This window comes from Desulfosarcina ovata subsp. ovata (assembly GCF_009689005.1).
GTDB lineage: Bacteria > Desulfobacterota > Desulfobacteria > Desulfobacterales > Desulfosarcinaceae > Desulfosarcina > Desulfosarcina ovata.
The window spans coordinates 2,874,881-2,892,212 of sequence record NZ_AP021879.1; the positions used below are offsets into that span (position 1 = coordinate 2,874,881).

The 17,332-nt window shown below is 55.3% G+C and carries 15 protein-coding genes; 5 read left to right on the top strand and 10 right to left on the bottom strand.

What is annotated here, in order from left to right:
- The first annotated feature begins 6 nt into the window (after positions 1-6).
- The 5 genes from pstC to GN112_RS12845 all read left to right on the top strand — a co-directional run bounded on the left by pstC (position 7) and on the right by GN112_RS12845 (position 3,902).
- On the top strand, positions 7-978 hold the full coding sequence (gene pstC / locus GN112_RS12825; protein ID WP_155310582.1) for a phosphate ABC transporter permease subunit PstC: 972 nt from the start codon (positions 7-9) through the stop codon (positions 976-978).
- The gene (gene pstA / locus GN112_RS12830; RefSeq protein ID WP_155310583.1) at positions 975-1,862 is read left to right on the top strand and encodes a phosphate ABC transporter permease PstA; all 888 of its coding nucleotides are present in this window, start codon (positions 975-977) and stop codon (positions 1,860-1,862) included. The genes pstC and pstA overlap by 4 nt, the downstream gene beginning before the upstream one ends.
- Before the next feature lie 26 nt (positions 1,863-1,888).
- Entirely contained in the window at positions 1,889-2,716 is an 828-nt protein-coding gene (gene pstB / locus GN112_RS12835) for a phosphate ABC transporter ATP-binding protein PstB (protein WP_197743322.1), read from the top strand.
- Positions 2,717-2,793: 77 nt separating this feature from the next.
- Positions 2,794-3,456, top strand: a complete 663-nt coding sequence (locus GN112_RS12840; RefSeq protein WP_155310585.1) for a hypothetical protein — start codon at positions 2,794-2,796, stop codon at positions 3,454-3,456.
- Between the two features lie 41 nt (positions 3,457-3,497).
- Positions 3,498-3,902: a Crp/Fnr family transcriptional regulator gene (locus GN112_RS12845; RefSeq protein ID WP_162458910.1), complete on the top strand. Its 405-nt coding sequence runs from the start codon at positions 3,498-3,500 to the stop codon at positions 3,900-3,902.
- 101 nt (positions 3,903-4,003) lie between these two features.
- On the opposite strand, the gene GN112_RS12850 is transcribed toward GN112_RS12845, so the two are convergent.
- From GN112_RS12850 to GN112_RS12895, 10 genes are all read right to left on the bottom strand, one after another.
- On the bottom strand, positions 4,004-6,256 hold the full coding sequence (locus GN112_RS12850) for an esterase-like activity of phytase family protein (RefSeq protein ID WP_155310587.1): 2,253 nt from the start codon (positions 6,254-6,256) through the stop codon (positions 4,004-4,006).
- Positions 6,257-6,932: 676 nt separating this feature from the next.
- Positions 6,933-7,634: a peroxiredoxin gene (locus GN112_RS12855; protein ID WP_155310588.1), complete on the bottom strand. Its 702-nt coding sequence runs from the start codon at positions 7,632-7,634 to the stop codon at positions 6,933-6,935.
- Between the two features lie 111 nt (positions 7,635-7,745).
- A complete protein-coding gene (locus tag GN112_RS12860) occupies positions 7,746-9,200 on the bottom strand; it encodes a catalase (protein ID WP_155310589.1) in 1,455 nt (484 codons plus the stop codon).
- A gap of 99 nt (positions 9,201-9,299) precedes the next feature.
- Positions 9,300-9,836 carry a ferritin-like domain-containing protein gene (locus GN112_RS12865; protein ID WP_155310590.1) on the bottom strand — a complete coding sequence of 179 codons (537 nt, stop codon included), beginning with the start codon at positions 9,834-9,836 and terminating at the stop codon, positions 9,300-9,302.
- 42 nt (positions 9,837-9,878) lie between these two features.
- On the bottom strand, positions 9,879-10,400 hold the full coding sequence (locus GN112_RS12870; protein ID WP_155310591.1) for an XRE family transcriptional regulator: 522 nt from the start codon (positions 10,398-10,400) through the stop codon (positions 9,879-9,881).
- A 194-nt stretch (positions 10,401-10,594) separates the two neighbouring features.
- Positions 10,595-11,224 (bottom strand): methylation-associated defense system protein MAD4, encoded by a 630-nt coding sequence (mads4, locus tag GN112_RS12875; RefSeq protein WP_155310592.1) that lies wholly within the window; start codon positions 11,222-11,224, stop codon positions 10,595-10,597.
- Positions 11,221-12,483, bottom strand: coding sequence for a methylation-associated defense system AAA family ATPase MAD3 (gene mads3 / locus GN112_RS12880; protein WP_155310593.1), 1,263 nt, complete (start codon positions 12,481-12,483; stop codon positions 11,221-11,223). Before mads3 ends, mads4 begins: the two co-directional genes overlap by 4 nt.
- An 88-nt stretch (positions 12,484-12,571) precedes the next feature.
- Positions 12,572-13,213 (bottom strand): class I SAM-dependent methyltransferase, encoded by a 642-nt coding sequence (locus tag GN112_RS12885; protein WP_231717009.1) that lies wholly within the window; start codon positions 13,211-13,213, stop codon positions 12,572-12,574.
- A 218-nt stretch (positions 13,214-13,431) separates the two neighbouring features.
- Positions 13,432-15,603 carry a DNA translocase FtsK gene (locus tag GN112_RS12890; RefSeq protein WP_155310594.1) on the bottom strand — a complete coding sequence of 724 codons (2,172 nt, stop codon included), beginning with the start codon at positions 15,601-15,603 and terminating at the stop codon, positions 13,432-13,434.
- Between the two features lie 77 nt (positions 15,604-15,680).
- Positions 15,681-17,330 (bottom strand): ribonuclease J, encoded by a 1,650-nt coding sequence (locus tag GN112_RS12895; RefSeq protein WP_155310595.1) that lies wholly within the window; start codon positions 17,328-17,330, stop codon positions 15,681-15,683.
- Between the last annotated feature and the right edge of the window lie 2 nt (positions 17,331-17,332).

Genomic DNA, 17,332 nt, shown 5'->3' on the forward strand with positions numbered 1-17,332 from the left:
TGATCGATGACGACCCTCCCACTCACGGAATTCGAAAATACGGCGCCCCTGTCCAAGCCGCCGTCATCCACCGACATCTTTTTCGACAAAGCTTTTCGGGGGCTGACTTACACCTTCACCCTGGCCACCATTTTGCTTTTGGGATACATTGTTTTCGAGATCGGTGGCAAAGCACTGCCGGCCTTCTCCGACTACGGAATCGGCTTTCTCACCTCGACCACCTGGGATGTCAATGCCGGCCAATTCGGCATTCTTCCCGAGATCTGGGGCACCTTGTACAGCTCCATCCTGGCGCTGATTATCGGCGGTTTTTTCGGTATCACCATCGCCATCTTTCTGACCCAGGATTTTTTGCCCTACAATGTGGAAATGGTTCTGAAAACCATCATAGAACTGCTCGCCGCCATTCCCAGCGTGGTCTACGGCCTCTGGGGAATTTTTTGTCTGATTCCCCTGATCCGTCCCCTGGCTGATTTTCTCAACGAAACCCTGGGTTTCATTCCGTTCTTCTCGACCAGCCTGAGCGGTCCGGGCCTGCTGCCGGCGGCCCTGGTGCTGGCAATCATGATTCTGCCCACCGTCGCCGCGGTTTCCCAGGATGCCTTGCGGTCCATACCGCACAAAACCAAGGAAGCCGCGTTTGGAATGGGCACCACGCGCTGGGAGGCCATCCTGAGGGTCATGCTGCCCACCGCATCCACGGGCATCTTCGGTGCCCTGGTACTCGGCTTCGGCCGCGCCCTGGGAGAAACCATGGCCCTGGCCATGCTGGTCGGCAACAGCAATCAGATCAGCCTGTCCCTGTTTTCTCCGGCCAACACACTGGCCGCCCTGCTGGCGCTCAACTTTCCCGAAGCCGGAGAACTTGAAACGCCGGTGCTCATGTACGCCGCCTGCGTACTGCTGCTGATCACCCTGGTGGTCAACATTGCCGGTTCACTGATCATGGCCAGCACCAGTTCCGGAGTGAAACGATGAACACACCAATCACACTGACCGAAACCATCCGTCTGCCGAACCTCGAGCGGCAACCCATGGAGCCGCGGGCGCTCAAGTCGATCGTCCTGAGCGCCATTACCGTCACCGCCGCCGTCACCGCCTGCATTCCGCTCTTCTCTGTCCTGATCATGCTGATCTACCGCGGTGGCAAGCGGCTGAGCCTCGAAATCTTTTACGCCTTGCCACCCACGGCCTTCGAAATGGGCGGCGGGTTCGGCAATGCCATCGTGGGGACCCTTTTCATGGTCGGCATCGCCTCCGTGATCAGCGTTCCCTTCGGCGTTCTGGCGGCTGTCTACCTGGCCGAACTGGGACCGTACAGCCGGGTGTCGCAGATCGCCCGCTTCTGCGCCAAAACCATGACCGGCCTGCCGTCCATCCTGGCCGGTGTTTTCGCCTATGCCGCCGTCGTACTGGTCATGGGCAGTTATTCGGCCTGGGCCGGAGGCATCGCCCTGTCACTGTTGATGATCCCGGTGGTCATGCTCACCGCCGAAGAGGCCATCAAGATGGTTCCGCAATCCATGAAAGACGCTGCCCTCGGTATGGGCTGCACCCCCTCCCAGAGCATGGTCAAGGTAGTTCTGCCGGTGGCCATACCGGGCATCATCACCGGTGTCGTTCTGGCCGTCGCCCGTGCAGCCGGCGAAACCGCCCCCTTGCTCTTCACGGCCCTGTTCAGCGACTACTGGCTGCAGGCCAACGAACCCACCGCGTCGCTGGCCGTATTGATCTACAATTACTCCGGCATGCCCTTCGACAATCAGATCGAATTGGCCTGGACCGCATCACTGGTTCTCGTCCTGATGGTCCTGGTCCTGAACGTCGTCAGCCGCATTATTGGCCGGCGCAAAAAAATTTAATTCAACGTCAACGAATGGAAATACCAATGGATTCCGCCACCCTCGCTACTAACGAACAACCCACTGCGGATAACACCCCCGGCGATGTGGTCCTCGATTGCTTCGCCGAGAAGATCTACTATGGCAATTTTCTGGCGGTCCGTGACAGCCATGTGCCCATCTGCAAAAACCAGATCACCGGTTTCATCGGCCCGTCAGGATGCGGCAAGAGCACGGTGCTAAAAAGCATCAACCGGATGAATGACCTCATCCGCGGGTTTCGCTTTGACGGACGGGTACAATTCCACGGAATGGACATTTACGAAAAAAAAGTCGATCCGGTCTCCGTACGGCGCAACATCGGCATGGTGTTCCAGCAGCCCAATCCCTTCTCCATGTCGATTTATGAAAACGTCGCCTTCGGCCTGCGGCTCAACCGTTTCAAAGGCAATGTCGGTGAGAAAGTCGAAAAGGCCTTAAGGGGAGCGGCGCTCTGGAACGAGGTCAAGAACAAGCTCAAAAACAACGGTCTCTCCCTGTCCGGCGGCCAGCAGCAGCGGCTGTGCATCGCCCGCGCGATTGCCACCGAACCCCAGGTGCTGCTCATGGACGAACCCTGCTCGGCACTCGATCCCATTGCCACCCGGCAGATCGAAGAGCTGATGGTGGCGCTGAAAGAGAAGTACACCGTGGCCATCGTGACCCATAACATGCAGCAGGCCCAACGGGTCGCCGACCAGACCGCCTTTTTTGCCGTCGACATCTCCAAGGGCGGACGAACCGGGTACCTCGTGGAAATGGCACCTACCGGCGAACTCTTCGAACGTCCCAAGCAGAAATTGACCAAGGAGTATCTCCAGGGCGAGTTTTCCTGATCCGGAGGCAATGGCATCATGAATCGAAAAAGCGATCCCCTGCTTTATGTACTTCTGCTTACGTGACGGAGTCGTGAATGGCGTGCCAATGCCGCATAGACATCGGCCGGGTCGAAAAATCGCTGCGGGCCGTGCAACGACAATTCGATCGCATTAATGACACGTTGGAAATGCGCCGGGAAGCGATGCAGGACGACATCGTGACCAACATGCTCGCCGGCTACACTTACGTCAACATGCTGTTGGAACAGGACATCAATCCTCTGCATCCCAAACAGCTGGATCACTTTCTGGAACTCAACAATATCGTCCTTTGCGGCACCGACCCACAAGCCCGGTTCCACTACAGCGGTTATATCGAAGCCACCAAAAGACGGTTTTACACGCAGGATCATTTCTCCATCGCCAACGTCCGCGCCTGGGCGGAAAGACACAAACAGGACACCCCCTGGAAACGGGCGGCCGGTGTTTATATCCTGCAGCTTAGCCGGCCGCAACTGTTCGAAGAGGGCAACCACCGGTCCGGGGCGCTGTTGATGAGCTGTATTCTGGTCCGGAATGGAAAGCCGCCTTTCGTACTCACCGTGGACAACGCCAAGGCCTATTTCGACCCATCAAGCCTGGCCAAGGAAACCCATAAGACATTCATTGGGGTGTATTACAAGCTTCCCAAAATAAAAAAGAAATTCTCCCGATTTCTGGAGCGTGAATCGAAAAAGCAGATGTTGATAAAAAGCTGAGAAAAAATCCATGAGGAGGCAACGCCATGGCTGGAGAGAGAATGAAAAAGGAACGAACGTTTTTCCTGAACCTGCTTGGCGAAGGAAAGGATACCATCGAAAAAAAGGCAGGTGAGACCATCGTCAATATCGGGCAGCCGGGAGAGCATACCTACCTGCTGAAATCCGGTACCGCCCGGATCGATCTGATTGGCGGCAAGCACACCGTCGAACTGGGTCCCGGCGACCTGATCGGCCTGATGGGATCCATCGACGGCCGCGACTACGAAGACACGACCGTCGCCATTACCGACTGCCAGCTGATCCCCATTGACCAAAAACGGGCGGAATACCTTTTTCGTGAACACCCCACCTTCGCGTTTCACGTCATCAAAGTGCTCATCGACCGATTCTATTTTGCCATGGATCTGGCAAAAAGGTACCGCCAGGCCGGCGTAGCCATCTGAAACGCACAAACCAACGATTCGGTACCATCAACTGAAAGAAAAAAGGGCCGGCGATTCATCGCCGGCCCTTTTCTATTCAGCTAAAAAATGATAGTGGCGCGTTAAAACCAATCACCGTGGCGTAGAAACAGGGTCTCGCCGGGAGCGTCGTCAAGACCGTCGTTATCCGTTACGGAATATACTTGGCCATCAGCGGCAACGGCGAGGCCCTCGAGCTTCTCGGCGGTCCAGATGCTGGCGACCGCCATCTCGGGCAACAGGTCGCGCAGGAGGGTCTTATCGATCGTGACCAGTCCCTCTGTATCGTCGAACGCCCGGAATTCGGCAGCGGCCAGATCGACGCCATAGATCGCCTTGAGTTCGGCATTCAGGCCCGTAGTCGGCCCCCAGCCCTTGTCGCGTTCGATGACCGCAAACGTTCCGTCGGGAAGAAGGGCCAGCTCGGAGAGGCCGATCCAGCCGCCGTTGCCTTCCGCTTCCAACGGGTAGTGCAGGAAGCCCCATTCCCCGGTTGCCACGTCGTAACGACCGATCTTGGTGTTGACCGTGTCGGTGTCGCCGGCATCCGGCCAGGCGCGCTGGATGGCCACATAGACGACTTCGGATTCGGTTTCACCGGTCACGGCGATGCCTTCGATACCGTTCTTACGGGCGTTTTCTTCCAGACCGGCGGGCAGCTGAATTTCACTGATCACCGCGCCGGTCAACGCATTGACCTTGAGAACCAGGTTGGGCCGCGATCCGGCGTTGCCTTCGCTGCCCAGCCAAAAGTTTCCGTCGGGATCGACGGCGATACCTTCAAGATCAAGGGATTCGCTGGCACCGGTCACTTGCAGGCGGCTTACGATTTTGGCTGGCTGGGAGGAGACATCGATGGTGTAGATGAACCCCTCGGCGAGAAAAGAATCGCTTACCGCGTACAAGGTGTCCGCATCCTCCGGATCCCCGGCCAGGCCCGAAAGGGCCACCCACGGGATCGGAGTTCCGTTGTCGTCGTCATCCGAAGCGATCATGGGATAGGCCGCAGTCGCCTGTCCGAGGCGATAGATGTTGATCATCGTGGGGATACCGGCATCGGCCACATCCGTTTCCGTGGAAGCAACGAACAGATTGCGCTTCGGAATCGCTTTCAGCCCTTCCGGACCGATGCCGGTGGGCAGGACCTGCAGGGGCTCCGGAAAGCCGTGGCTGACATCGTAAACCCCAACGGCATTGCAGCGCTCGGAGCCGACGAAAAGCAACGTCCGGCCGTGTCGGCCGTTGCCGTAAACGCCCATTTCGGCCGATTCGGGTTCGCACCCCTTGTTTTCCGAACGCCCCTCGTTGTAATGCCCCATGGACGCCAGCCAATGCTCGAAAGACTCGGCGGATTCGTACTCGACCGATCCGTCGACGTTAAAAACGGTGAATCCCCGGCTGCCGCCTTCCTCGCCCTCCGCGTCTTCATAGTCGCCCTCATTGGCGGTGGCGAACGAGTCATCGTCGATCCAGGCAACGGCATCGGGCTCCGCCCGTTTGGTGATCGGGGTGTCGAATTCGATCAGGTCGTTTTCTTTCGTATCCACATTTTTCAGTTCCACCGACCCGGCCGAAAAGTGGTTGACGGTCCTGCCGGTGACGAGATCGATGATGGCCAAATGGTTGTTTTCCTGAAAGGACACAACTGCCTGATTTCTATTGTTGATGTCGACGAACTCGGCTTCCAGATCACTGCCGGCAAAGGCACTCTCCATCACCGGTGAGAGATCGGCCGCAGTGATTTTCCACTTCTTGGCCGGCCCGCGAAGGTCGACGATGAGCAGGGTGCCCGACGGCAATTGAGGAATCAGTCCGTCGTCAAAGTCCTCATCGCGCTCGTTTTCGATCACGATGGCGGCCCGCTTGCGGTCCGGCGCCAGGGCCAGTGAGTCGGGCTGACCACCCAGTTCATAAACGGCGACAATCTTTCGATTGTTACGGTGCACGACCACAAGTTCTCCGGAAGGACTGGCATAGCTCTCCGAAGTGTTGACGCCCACCAAAACCAGGGGATCGAGAACCACCAGGCTGGTCGGTTCCCCGCCGACCGCCACGGTGCCCTGGGCAACCGGATGGGCCGGGTCGGAGATATCGACAAAGCCGATGGCCCCATTTTCACTGTCGGTGTAGACCAGCTGTTTGCCATTGACCGTGACATCAACGATCTCGGCCACGGCGGAGCCGTTCCCCGCCATCACATCAAAGGTTCCAACGTGCTGAAACAACGCCGTCGGTGTTCTTATGGGGTTGTGTTTCGGGCCTTTGGAAAAGGCCGATAGCGGCGATAGAATCAGGACCAGGATGAGCCCCACTGCTGCAATTCCAAGTTTTTTCATCTTCCGTCTCCCTTTCTCGCTTTGCGTATGGGTACAGGCAAAAAATAATTTCGGACAGCCGCTTGAATGCTGTCCATAACCGTCCTGAGATATTTTCAGGAGCTGAGACGGGTATAAAACCTGGGCGTTAGGATTGTGTTAGCGAGAATTTCACCATAGAAAAGCACTGGCCTTTTTGCCGATGATTTCCAATTCGAAGAATTCACTGCAAGCACAATTGGCCACACCATAACAGATATGCAGCGGTAACAAATGTTCCTCCCTGGGATGGCAAAATCTGGCCGAAGGCGCGTTTTCCCATTCTATCAAACGCCGGTTTCTTTGATTCTCTTCGAGGTTTGGATTCGAGCAGGTGTCATGGCAGAAGGTTTTGAAATCTTGGCGGCAATCCTTTTCAGGTTGTCGACCATCTCCCGATGCCCATCGTCTCCCAACAGGGGCATTGGCCCGGCACCATGTGAGAGATACAATAATGGACGCGCAATCATAAAAAATGAGTTGGAAGCTATTTACAGAACCAAACAGAAGGGAAGAATAAGAAGTGGGCGCTATGGCATTCAGGATCATGTCTTTTGGAGCTGCGCTATTCGGTGGGAAGCGGTATGGTTAATACCGCTTCCCACCTCTTGCCTTGCCAAAGGCATGATCTTGAAAGCTATGGAAAAAGTAGTTTTGTTCAACTCATAATTTCTTCTATTGTAATATAATCTCCGACATGACCGGCCATTTGCTCCCCATCGGTTTTCACTGGAAGTGTCTTTTTGCCCGGTCTCCATCCTGCTGGGCATACTTCTCCTGTTTTCGTTGCATATTGCCAGGCTTCCACTTGTCGTAAAAATTCATTTACGTTTCGCCCAACAGAATCCGCCTGAACCTCCTGGGCGACGCAAAGCCCATCAGGATTGAACAGGAACCTGCCTCTAAGCGCGACGCCCTCTTCTTCCACAAGCACACCGAATGCGCGGCTGACTTCCTGATTTGAATCCGCGCCGATAGTCAATTTCAGATCTTTTAAGAGCGGTTCTGTTTCTACAAATCTTTTGTGAGAAAATTTAGAATCAACCGACACGGCCAATATTTCAACGCCTAGTTCCTGAAAGTCATCGTATTTCGCATTCATGGCAGCGATTTCAGTGGGGCAGACAAACGTAAAATCAGCAGGATAAAAACATACTACCGACCATTTGCCTTTGTAATCATCACTTGAAACGGTTGTGAAGTGCCCAGTTTTTGCATCATATGCATCCATTGTAAATTTCGGCATTTCCCGCCGCACCATCGTTGAACTCATTGCTTCAGCCTCCTTTTGTGGTTCACTATTGACATTTTTTGCAGTTTCAATCGGTTTTCGTGGCTTTATGCCAGTCTCGCATCCCATGCTTGGCTCCTTTTCGATCTGAAAGGATTGTTGAGAAATATTACTTCGATCCTTAATACGTTTTGATTATATAGCAGATGATCAGTGGTTCCGCGTTCATGGAATAATACATCACCCGCCGGTCACACCTTTTACAATACGGTCACCGATTTCCTTGTCGATGCTGCGCCAGTATTCGAAAGCACGCTTCAGCACGGGCTCGGAAACGCCGTTTTTCAGTCCCCCCACCACATTGGAGACCAGTCGGTCGCGCTCCTTGTCATCCATGACATTGCGCACCAGGGTGCCGGCTTGTCCGAAATCGTCATCGTCTTTGCGCTTGGTATAGGCGGTTCGGATGAACTCGCCGCTGGCACTCCAGACGGCCGTTTCGGGATACCGTTCGGGGTCTGCCTTGGGGCCACCCTTTGAGTTGGGCGCATAGACCGGATCGGTGACGTTCTCAACCCGCATCGCCCCCCCTTTGCTGTAGCTGTGTACCGGGCTCTTCGGCCGATTCACCGGGATCTGTTTGTAATTGACGCCCAAACGCGCCCGGTGGGCGTCGGAATAGGACACCAGGCGGGCAAGAAGCATCTTGTCCGGGCTGGGACCGATACCTGGAACCAGGTTGTTCGGTTCAAAGGCCGCCTGCTCGATCTCGCTGTGAAAATCGCTTGGATTGCGGTTCAGCGTGAGTCGTCCGACCTCATGCAGGGGGTAGTCGCCGTGAGGCCAAACCTTGGTCAGATCAAAAGGGTTGAACCGGTAAGTCTCGGCCTCGTTAAAGGGCATGATCTGGACTCGTAGTGTCCAGCTGGGGTAGTCCCCCCGACTGATCGCCTCAAACAGATCGCGACGGTGGTAGTCGGCATCCTCACCGGCAATCCGGTCGGCCTCCGCCGGCATGAGGCATTCGATGCCCTGGTCGGTCTTGAAGTGGTATTTCACCCAGAAGCGCTCGCCTTTGGCGTTGACCCACATGTAGGTATGGCTGGTGTAGCCGTTCATGTGCCGATAGCTTTTGGGAACGCCACGATCGCTCATCAGAATGGTGACCTGATGGGCCGACTCGGGTGATAGGGTCCAGAAATCCCACTGCATGTCGTTGTCGCGCAGGCCATTGTCCGCCCGGCGTTTCTGGGAGTGAATGAAATGCTGGAACTTCATGGGGTCGCGGATGAAAAAAACAGGGGTGTTGTTTCCCACCATGTCGTAGTTGCCCTCGGTGGTATAGAACTTGAGCGCAAAGCCGCGCACATCCCGCCAGGTGTCGGGGCTGCCGCTTTCACCAGCGACAGTGGAAAAACGGGCCAGGACATCGGTCTTCATGCCCGGCTGGAATACCGCCGCCTTGGTGTAAGCGCTGACGTCCTGGGTTACCTCGAAGTCGCCGAAGGCCCCGGACCCCTTTGCATGGGGCTGGCGGTCCGGGATCATCTCCCGGTTGAAGTTGGCCATCTGCTCCATCAGGTAATGGTCCTGTAACAGGATGGGGCCATCGGGCCCGACAGTGAGTGAGAATTCATCACTGGCGACAGGAATTCCGGCATCGGTTGTTGTGGGTTTGCGTTCATCGTTTTCCATGGCAGGACCTCTTTTTATTATGGGGTTGGGGGATGGAAAAAGGATCGGATAGCCGGGGAAATTGTTTTTCTGCTTGCCCTAATGTTGCCGCTTTGGGGGCTACTCACCTTCTGAGGTAACAACAAAGCCGCTGTTCCCAAGACCGGTTGCAGACGAGGTGCCGGCAATCCGGGCCAGGTATGAATCGCCCAAGCGTTCAATGTGGCTGCCGACGTTGTCAAAATAGTTCATGTGAATCTGCTCTTCATCGATAACGGTCTCAAAGATCTTCATGGTAGTGCTGTCCCCGTTATCCCGGCAGACCTGAAGGAATCCGTTATAAGCATCAATGGTGTCATCCTCCAGTTTTGAATCGAATGGAAAAACGCTTTTGACTTTCTGTCCCTTGGTTACCTCCATGGCCAAATCAGAGGTGGGTTCTCCTCCGAGTTCTTTAATGCGTTCGGCGAACATCTCTGCGTGTCTCATCTCATCGATGGCGATCAATTTGATCTTGGCAGCCAGTTCACCGTAATCCATGTCATCCAGATTATAGTGTTGATTCATGTACTGGCTTATGGCGTGCATTTCCATGGCCCTGGCCTGATTCAACACCTTGATTACTTCTTTTCTTCGATCATCTTTATTCTTTGCCATTGTTTTCTCCTTTTTATATTAATGGGTTTGCCATACCGAAAACTATTTGTGATGGATCAAAAGAAACTCGGCGGCCTCAATGATATCGAAGCGGTGCTCTTGCAGTGCTTTAAAGCGGATTGCCATGCCCGGGGCCAATTCGTGTACCTGCCCGGCCAGGTACACCTTGATTTTTCCGGATAGCACTTTACACACTTCAGCAGTGTTTTCATGCCGCTCCGGTTCCGACATACCCCGAACACCTTTTTCTGCTTGAATGTGATAGATCTCGAAGTCTGGAAACCAGGTGTGGGAAACGTTTCTGCCTTCTTCCTTAAATGTTTTTACGGCTCCTTGCTCGCACTGGGCGACCTCGGCAAGCCGCAATAATTCGCTCGAAGACAATTTAAAAACGAGGCTCAAGGACTCAATCGTATCCAATGTCGGATTGCCGTATCCGCCTTCTAACTTTATGATCGTCGCTCTGGTCAAACCGGCTTTCCTGGCCAGTTGGTCGGCGGTTAAGCCCCTTTTCAAGCGAAGGGTACGAACAACCGAAAAATCAAATCGTGATAAATTCGTCATCAATTATCCCATTTTTTGGAGCCTTAATTATAATAATCATTTTGTATATTCGAGTCAACTCTTCTATAACTTTGATTTGTTTTTTTAATAGTGGGGTTTGACGAAGAGCGCGTTTAAAGTCATATATGCTGCGATTGCATTGTGGGACTCTGCAAATCTCAGCATAGAAATCACGCTTCAGCGAGTTTTTTTGATCAATCAATAGGCGGAAACCATTCGTGAAGCTTTGCCTTCAGTTTCTGAAAAGCATCGTCGGTGCACCGCCCGACACTGACTTTTCGGGCAATGCGTCCATAAATAGAAGAAGACCGCGGCATACGGATGTATCGAAGCGCTTCTTCCATGGCTTCCTTCGGACGGGCTGGTTTTATTTGATCAGCTAAAAGATAATTCTTATTTTCCAACCACTTTCGAAGTGGTGGATTGTTCTCCTTCCACCCCAAGGCGGCATCTACCTCTGGAGAGTCACTGAAGACCCAGTTTTCCAGTTCCGGATCGATAACAATGACGGCTGCCCGCTCCGCCCAGCCGGATTGCGAAAGTATGGTTGTGACTTGCTTCTCCAATTCGTCTCTGGGCTTCTCTTCTTGTCCACAGCCTTCACGATCAAACATGACGATAGCATGGGCAAATCGCCTGGCAAAAGGGCGCAGAAATGCATCGGCATGCAGCAGGCACCCGGGGTCGCTTTCCGGATGGATATAAAAGACCGCGGATATGGGACGAACAGCCAACGCCTGTGGGCGGCTGAGCAACCCCTCCAAGGCAAATTTCATGTTTTTGTCCGCCGTGAGGACAGCCAAATCTGCTTCATATGCATTCATCCCAACACCCCGCCTGCAAACAGAACGCCCAAATTAGCTTCCCCTTTCCAATCCTTCAGGGCCGGATGTTCATCACCGTTGACGATGTCGACGGCTCCTTGATCGGTCTTGGCAAAACACAAAACATTTCTGGGTTCTACTAAACTGAGCACAACCGGTGAATGTGTTGCCACGAGAATTTGGGCGTCATAGACCGATGAAAGGGATTGGAACATCGTATCGACCGCTCGTGGATGGATGCCGTTTTCCGGCTCCTCGATAAGATAGATGCCCGAAAAATTGGGGAGATAGGCCGGGATGGAGAGCGCCATCAATCGCAGGGTACCGTCTGAGGCCATCCACGAAGGCACTTTGAGGCCACCGGAATATTCAAGCATCAAATAGCGATGCCTGTCATCTTCCCGTTCTATGGTACGGACATTTTCAAGATCCGGCAAGGCCGTACGCAAATGGGATATCCAGTGCGTAAAGCGATTCTCATCGGTACTTTTTAATCGATCAATTACCCAAGGTAAATTTGATCCGTCAGCCTTGAAGTTACGCCCCTGTCCCGGTGGGCTTGCCTGGCGAATCAGCAAGCTATTAAGCATGAGCTGGGTGACATTTTCAGTTAACAGGTTTCTCAGCCAGGATGTCGCCGGAAAATTGGCCTCGTCCGCTGGAAGATTTGCCAAAGCGGATTTTTGGGGGCCTAGTTTGAAAGAAGGCGCCCAGCCCTTCCCCTTTTCACGGTAAACTTCGGAGTAGTAATTGTCATTTCCGTCTGGAACTTTGTTGACAATGACCGATGTGCCTTTTAGCCTTGACGCTGTTATTATCGTTTCAGGAGGGTTTAATGCCGATGGAAAAAGGGACCGCTGGCATTCCACCGGTTTGCGCTCCAGAACTTTTAAAAGCACTTTTTCAGCACGGATCGATATTTCCTGGCTGGTTTGATCGAATTGCAAAGCGATTTCATAGCGGATCGTTTTAAAGTCAGGGTCACGTAACAAATCACGTATTTTTTCTGGCACGGTCGCTTCGATGGCCAATTCAAAACCGTCGCCTTTTCGCCAAAAAAGCAGGTCCTCAAAATTTTTAGTTCTTTTGCTGATCGCTGATATCGGTCCTTCCGAGACAAAATCCCCTAAAAAGGATACGACGTCCAGAAAGGTTGTTTTGCCACTGGCATTCGGCCCAACCAAAACTTGAAAAGGTTCAAGATGTTGCCTGATGTAATGTAGACAGCGATAGTTATTGGCTTCGATGAGGGTAATCATTGTAAAGTCCCTGTCGTCACTTGATTCAGTATGCCTGTTGCCTTTATGGAACGGATCATCGTTTTCAGGACGCAATGCCTTGCCAGAGTCAGCCAGGCTCGCCTTTCCGCTTCAGAATCCCCAGCGTACCGATGCGCGGCAGTTCCTCGAACGAACCCGAAGCGACCGCCAATTTGTATACCTCCCAAGGCGCCTGGCCGCCGTCGGCCGGGTTTTCGAAAATGTCGTGGATCAAGAGGTAGCCGCCGGAAATGATGTGGTCGGCCCAGCATTCGTAGTCGCAGCGGGCCGTCTCAAAGGCGTGGCCGCCGTCGATAAAGACCAGGGCGAGCGGCGTGGCCCAGTTTCTGGCCACCACCTCCGAGCGGCTGACAATGGGCACCACGGTCTCCTCCAGGCCGGCCAGAGCCAGGGTTTGGCGAAAATGCGGCAGGGTGTCCATGGTAAACGTATTGAAATCGAACAGCGCGGGATCGAAGTACGCCTCACCGGGCTGCTGCTCCTCGGAGCCGCGGTGGTGGTCGATGGAAAAAAGCACGGCCCCGTTTTCGCGGCAGGCACTGCCCAGGCAGACCGCCGACTTTCCGCAATAGCTGCCGATCTCCAGGCAGGGACCCTTTTGGGAGGCCTCCAAGGCAATATCGTAAAGCGCCTGGCCTTCGGTCGGGTCCATGAAGCCCTTGATCGGGTCGATTGGCAAGGGGGTTTTTCCTTCTTGGGTCGCGGTCAAGGATCGCTCCTACAAAACCTTAGATGGTCAATGAAACGTTTCATTAAAAAGGAAAGCATTTCCATTTCGCCGCGGGTGGGTGTAGAAGGGGTAGATTTTGGTTCAGGACAAGGCCGCAACGCTGCCGAAACCTGAGGCGTAGCAGCGCTACGGTGAGGATTTCGGCAGCGTTGAGAACGCCGGCCTGGGCCAAAAGATGCCGCTTCTACACCCACCCGTCAGGACATATCATCATAACTCCTCGCGAGCACCTCCCTGGGCTTGACCCCGTCCTGGGGGCCGATGATGCCCTCCTGCTCCATCATCTCGATAATCCGGGCCGCCCGGTTATACCCGATGCGCAGGTGCCGCTGGACCATGGAGATGGAGGCCTGGCCGGCCTGGGTCACCAGGGCCACGGCATCGTCGTAACGCTCGTCGTACTCCTTCTCACCGTTCTCCTCAGCCGCCTTGGCCGGCGCCTGGATAACGCTCTTGTCGTAATCGGGGGGCTGCTGTTTCTTGAGGAATTCAACCACCCGGGTCAGCTCCGCTTCGGAGATGTAGGCGCCGTGGATGCGCTGCAGGCGCGCCGTGCCCGGCGGCAGAAAGAGCATGTCACCGTTGCCCAGAAGACTTTCGGCGCCGTTGGTGTCGATAATCGTGCGCGAATCGGTCTTGGAAGAGACCTGGAAGGTCAAACGGGTGGGAAAGTTGGCCTTGATGATGCCGGTAAGCACGTCCACCGACGGCCGCTGGGTCGCCAGGATCAGGTGCAGGCCGGCAGCGCGCGCCATCTGGGCCAGGCGCGTCAGGGCCACCTCCACGTCCCGGGAGGCAACCATCATCAGATCGGCCAGCTCGTCGATGATGATGACGATATAAGGCAGCGGTTTGAGTGGCTCCGCAGGCTCGTCCGCACCCTCGGGCGGCGCCGGGGGCGGCGATTTAACGATCTTGCGGTTGTACTGCTCGATGTTGCGGGTTTTCATCTGGGAGAGCAGTTCGTAGCGGTGCTCCATCTCGCGCACGGCCCAAAACAGGGCGTTGGTGGCCTTTTTCACGTCGGTGACCACGGGGGTGATCAGGTGCGGGATGCCGTCGTACATGGAGAGCTCGATGCGCTTGGGGTCCACCATGATCAGTTTCACCTGGTCCGGCGTGAGCTGGTAGAGCAAGCTGCAGATCATGGTGTTCAGGGCCACGCTCTTGCCCGTACCGGTGGCCCCGGCGATGAGCAGGTGGGGCATTCTCTCAAGTCCGGCGGAAACCGGGTTGCCCACGATGTCCTTGCCCAGGCACAGAGTCAGGGCGCTCTTGGTCTCCTGGAATGACGGGGAGAGAACCATCTCTTTGAAGCGTACTGTTTCGCGATCGGCATTGGGAATCTCCACGCCGATGACCGCCTTGCCCGGAATCGGGGCCACGATGCGGATGCTGATGGCCCGCAGGGCCAGGGCCAGGTCGTCGCTCAGTCCCACGATGCGGTTGATCTTGACGCCGGGCGCCGGTTCGTATTCGAATGTGGTAATCACCGGTCCCGGGGTAACGGTGACCACCTTGCCGTGAACCCCGAAGTCCTCCAGTTTTTTCTCCAACAGGCGGGACTGCATGCGCAGGTTTTCCTCATTGGTGGACTGGGGGCGGGGCTTGGGATCGTCGAGAAAATTGACCGAGGGCAGGGAAAAGCCGGCATCGCTTTTCATGAATTCGAACACCGCCTGCTTGGGCACCGGTTTGGGCACGGGCCGGGGGTCCGGCGTTTTGATCCGGATGGTCTTCTGCTTTTTCTTCTTTTTCTCTTCTTTCAGGACAATGCGCAGTTTGGCCTTCTTCTGGCGGCGCTCCTTCAATTTGATCAGCGTCGTGGCCGCGCGATCGAAAAAGGCCCCGTTGGCGGACTTGCAGCGCCGGTAGAAGGCCACCACGGAAAAACCCGTGGCCATGATGAAGCCAATCAGCCAGACCAGCAGCAGAATGATGGAGCCGCCGGCAGGATTGGAATAGTGCACCACAAAAGACTTGAGCGGAATACCGACGATGCCGCCGGCCGAAAATCGGTTGCCGAACAGGGCGTAGTGCTCCTGCTTCAGCGCCAGCAGGCTGCCGGTGGTGAGAACCAGCAGGAATCCGCCGGCGGTCAGGGGCAACAACGCCTGGCCGGAATGTTTGCCGAAAAAAAGGAGACTGCCCAGAAGAAAAAGAAACGGCACCCAGAATGCTCCGATGCCGAACAAACCAACGAGAATACCGGAAAAATTGGCGCCGAATACGCCGAACAGGTTGTTGACCTTGCCGACCCCACCGGTCTTGAAAAACAGGCAGGGATCAGCCGGGTCAAAGGAAATCAGGCTGATCAGGCTGAACACTACCATGAAGAAGAAAAAAATACCGGTAATCTCTTTTTTCATTGCTGTCTATCGGCCCTCGGAAAAGCATTTTTCGTCGGGCTCGTGGTTGGACGTTGGGGCACGGTTCGGATGTGCCGCTACACCTCCACCAGAAAGGGGAGAATCACCGGCCGGCGGCCGATGGCGAAAAAGAAATACTGACGCAGGGCCGTCTGGAGCCGTGACCGGATCTTATCCACGCGATTGGGCACATCCGGGGTCACATCTTCCACAATTTCCAGGATCACGCACTGGGCATCCTGGAGCAGGTGGCCGGTCTCGGTTTCAAAAACAAACCCGCGCGACACAATGTCCGGTCCGTACACGACAATGCCGGTCTCCTCGTCAAAGGCCATGTTGACCACCACCAGCCCCTCTTCGGAAAGAATCCGCCGCTCCTTGAGCACGCTACGGCCCACGTCGCCGATACCTTTGCCGTCGATCAGCACCCGTCCGGCACCGATGCTGCTCCGAATCTGAAAACCGTTCTCATCCAGTTCGATGACCTGCCCGTTCTGCGCCAGGATCAGGTGGTCTTCGGGAATGCCCACCTCGCGGGCCAGCCGGGTATGCAACACCAGATGGCGGTATTCGCCATGCACGGGCATGAAAAACTTCGGTTTGGTCAGGTTGAGCATCATCTTGAGCTCTTCCCGGAAGGCGTGGCCGGAAACATGGATCCGCGAAATTTTCTCGTAAACCACATCGGCGCCCTGCCGGTAAAGATTGTTGATGATGTTGCCAATGGCTTTTTCGTTGCCCGGAATGAATTTGGAAGAGAGCACCACCGTATCGTCGGAGTGGATCTTGATCTGCTTGTGGGTGCCGGCGGACATCCGCGACAGCGCCGACATGGGCTCGCCCTGACTGCCCGTGGTGACCATGATGATCTCGTCGTCGAGGTAGCCGCTGAGTTCGTCGATATCGATTTCCATACCCTCGGGGATGTTCAGGTAGCCCAGCTTGCGGGCAATGGAAACACTGACCTCGATGCTGCGGCCGTTAAAAACGATCTTGCGGCCGCGCATACGGGCGATGTTGACGATCTGCTGAATTCGCGCAATGTTGGAGGCGAACAGAGCCACGATGATCCGTCCCTTGGCCGCCTCGGTGATGCGTGCCAACTCGTTGCCGATCTCCTGGGAGGAGATGGTGTGACCTTCCTTCTCCACGTTGGTGGAGTCCGACAACAGGGCCAGCACCCCCTCCTCGCCGCACTGGGCAAACCGGTTGACATCGGTGAGCATGCCGTCCATGGTGGTGTGGCTCATCTTGAAATCACCGGTGTGAATCACCATGCCCACCGGCGTTCGGATGGCCAGCCCGACCCCGTCCACGATGCTGTGGTTGACACGGATGAATTCCACATCAAAGGGGCCAATTTTAAGTCGCTCGCGCGGCAGCACCTCATGCATCGATGTACTGGCCAGCAGATCGTGCTCCTCCAGCTTGTGTCGCACCACTCCCAGGGTAAACGGCGTTCCGAACACGGGGATGCTGATCTCCCGCAGCAAAAACGGCAGTGCGCCGATATGATCCTCGTGGGCATGGGTAAGGATGACCCCGGAGAGCCGGCTGCGATTCTGCCGCAGGTAGTCCATGTCCGGGATAACATAATCGACGCCCAGCATGTAAGCTTCGGGAAACATCAGGCCGGCATCGATGACAAAGATGGTATCGCCGTACTCCACGACCATCATGTTGAGGCCGATTTCTCCGAGGCCGCCCAGGGGGACCAGTTTGAGCATGG